General features: G+C 42.3%; 3 protein-coding genes. All 3 read left to right on the forward strand.

Annotated features, from left to right (window positions below; translation table 11 throughout):
• Positions 1-103: 103 nt before the first annotated feature.
• Positions 104-424 carry a transposase gene (locus WC615_RS23260; RefSeq protein ID WP_372980411.1) on the forward strand — a complete coding sequence of 107 codons (321 nt, stop codon included), beginning with the start codon at positions 104-106 and terminating at the stop codon, positions 422-424.
• Positions 425-436: 12 nt separating this feature from the next.
• A complete protein-coding gene (locus WC615_RS23265; RefSeq protein WP_372980412.1) occupies positions 437-1,639 on the forward strand; it encodes an IS1634 family transposase in 1,203 nt (400 codons plus the stop codon).
• A gap of 251 nt (positions 1,640-1,890) precedes the next feature.
• On the forward strand, positions 1,891-2,728 hold an 838-nt coding region (locus WC615_RS23270; RefSeq protein ID WP_372980410.1), incomplete at its 3' end, for a cysteine peptidase family C39 domain-containing protein.

Here is a 2,728-nt window from a genome sequence, read left to right on the forward strand (position 1 = left end):
CCAGCGATTGGGCCGGTTCTTTAAAATCATTGCTTAAAGAGGCCATAAAGTTAAACAATCAAGCCAGTTATGATGGTTTGTCTGACAGTACGGAAAGAAATAAATTAGAACATGTTCTTGCCGGTTTACTCCGAATAAATTACCTGATAAGGACAAATTAGCTATCAAATTTCAAAAAAAGTTACGCAAGATCGGTCATCATATACTTTGCTTTTTACACTACAACGATGTGCCACCAGACAACAATGGTTCCGAAAGGGCTATCCGGACCATCAAAGTCAAACAAAAAGTATCAGGGGGCTTCCGGTCCCTTGATCGCGCCGATGGCTTGGCTGTTCTACGATCCGTAACTGATACAACAATAAAATCCGGAAACGATGTCTTTTATGCACTTTCTTTAATCGCTAACTTCGCTGCTGAATAGTTACAAATAATCCTGTACGACTTAACAAACACCTATTTTGAGGGCAGTAAAAGAGGGAGTAAGCTGGCCAGGTTTGGCAGGAGCAAAGAACAGCGTTCGGATGCAAAGTTAGTTGTATTGGCCCTGGTGATCAACATGGAAGGCTTTATTAAGTATTCGGCCATCCATGAGGGCAACATGTCCGACAGCAAAACACTACCCGAAATGATAGATAAGCTCCGTACCCATACCTGTACCCAAACAGCAGTGGTAGTTTTGGATGCCGGTATAGCCACAGAAGAGAACCTGAAACTGATTACGGCAAAAGGCTATCATTATTTATGCGTAAGCCGGACAAAGCTGAAAGATTATACCATAGACCCTAACCGGCTGACGGTAATGATGGAAACCAGGTCCAAACAAAATGTCAGGATAAAAGCCATACAGACAGATAAAGACACCGATTATTACCTGGAGATAAAAAGCGATGCCAAGACGGTCAAAGAACAATCTATGGCCACACAGTTTGAAGAACGGTTTGAGGCTTATCTTGCACGGGTACAGCAGGCATTGCTGGTTAAAGGCGGGGTTAAAAAAGCAGATAAGGTGTGGGAACGTATTGGCAGGGCAAAGGAGAAATACCCTTCTGTACATCATTATTACGATATTAAGGTTAGTGTAGATGATACTAAAGGTATTGCAACAGACCTCAGTTGGGAGAAACAGGAAACGCGCCGCCAGGCCAGGGAAACCCAATATGGCATGTATTTCTTGCGGACCAGCCTCAAAATAGCGGATGAAGTAATCATCTGGAATATCTATAATACCATCAGGGAAATCGAACAAACATTCCGCACCCTGAAAACAGAGCTTGACCTGCGGCCTGTCTATCACAAAACAGACAAGGCAACAATGGCCCATTTACACCTGGGCATTTTGGCATATTGGCTGGTCAATACCATCAGGTGCCAGCTGAAGTCGCATGGCATCAATCATTCCTGGACCGAAATCGTCAGGATCGGCAACACGCAAAAAATAATAACCACCAGCGGACAAAATACCTTCGATAAAACGGTAACCGTCAGAAAATGCACACAGCCGAATGAAAAGCTCAGCCAGTTGCTCGGACTATTGAAAATCCCGCCAAAACCTTTCACCAAAAGAAAATCCGTAGTACACAAACTCCTACCCCAAAAAAATAAAAACAATAAAAATCAATCATTTAGCTCTGGATAGCTGCAACTTGGGTTAAGAAAATGGTGAGAAACCTTAAAATTCAATCTGTCACGCGTCCCGTACCTACCTTTTAATTGCAAAAAGGTGCCCGAATAACCGCATTCGTATATACAATAACCGCATTGGTGTAATAAATTATGCGCCATAAACTTATTCTTTTACTTTAGAAAAAGTTATTTAACACAATATTATTTGTCTGTAATTAATTTTTTTCGACTAAATTAACTGTATTATTAAATCATCCTAAACCGATGATAGCATTTTATAAAATCCAAAACGCGGAAGCAGCAGTTTTCAAGCTATTAAAAAAATTATCAATTAATGTTGACCATGTCCTGGTTAGCGCCGAGTTGGAAAAGCATCCCGATTACCCCAGCCTACTGGCCATAAGTGATGTTTTGAGCAACTTTAACATCGAAAATTCAGCTTTCCGGGTTGAATATGATCAACTGGCTATCGTTCCCTGTCCTTTTATCGCACATACCAACATTAATAACGGCGATTTTGTGGTAGTCGATAAAATGGATAGCAAAAACATCACCGTTTCCAGCGATAAATGGAACTGGCATAAATTACCCCTCGCCGAGTTTGAAACAATATTTAATGGTGTAGTTTTAACTGCCGAAACACGCGCCTTTGCAAGGCCCGGCAATACCTTTAATTCAACTTTCGCCCGTTTCAAAAATCCCGCTGTTGGCATAGGTGCGGCCCTCGTATTTTTAGCGGCCCTGGTTTTTCATAGTAATTACATTACCGGCATCAGCTGGCAAAGCCTTTTGTTGGCGCTTTTTAAAACAGCGGGGTTAATCACCTCTGTTTTATTGCTTATCCAGTTTATCGACAGCAATAACCCGCTGGTACAGGTATTATGTCAAACCGGCGGCAAAACCAATTGCAATGCCATCCTTTCGTCGAAGGCGGCAAAAGTATTTGAAGGGCTAACCTGGAGCGAGGTTGGCTTTTTTTATTTCGCGGGCACATGGTTGTTGCTGCTTTTTGGCGGCGGTTCGGCCACAGTATGGCAGGTGCTGGTCCTTTTAAATTTCGTGAGCTTGCCTTATACCCTATATTCAATTTACTACCAGGCCC

Origin of the sequence: Mucilaginibacter sp., assembly GCF_041663085.1 — a bacterium.
In the GTDB taxonomy this organism is placed as follows: Bacteria; Bacteroidota; Bacteroidia; order Sphingobacteriales; family Sphingobacteriaceae; genus Mucilaginibacter.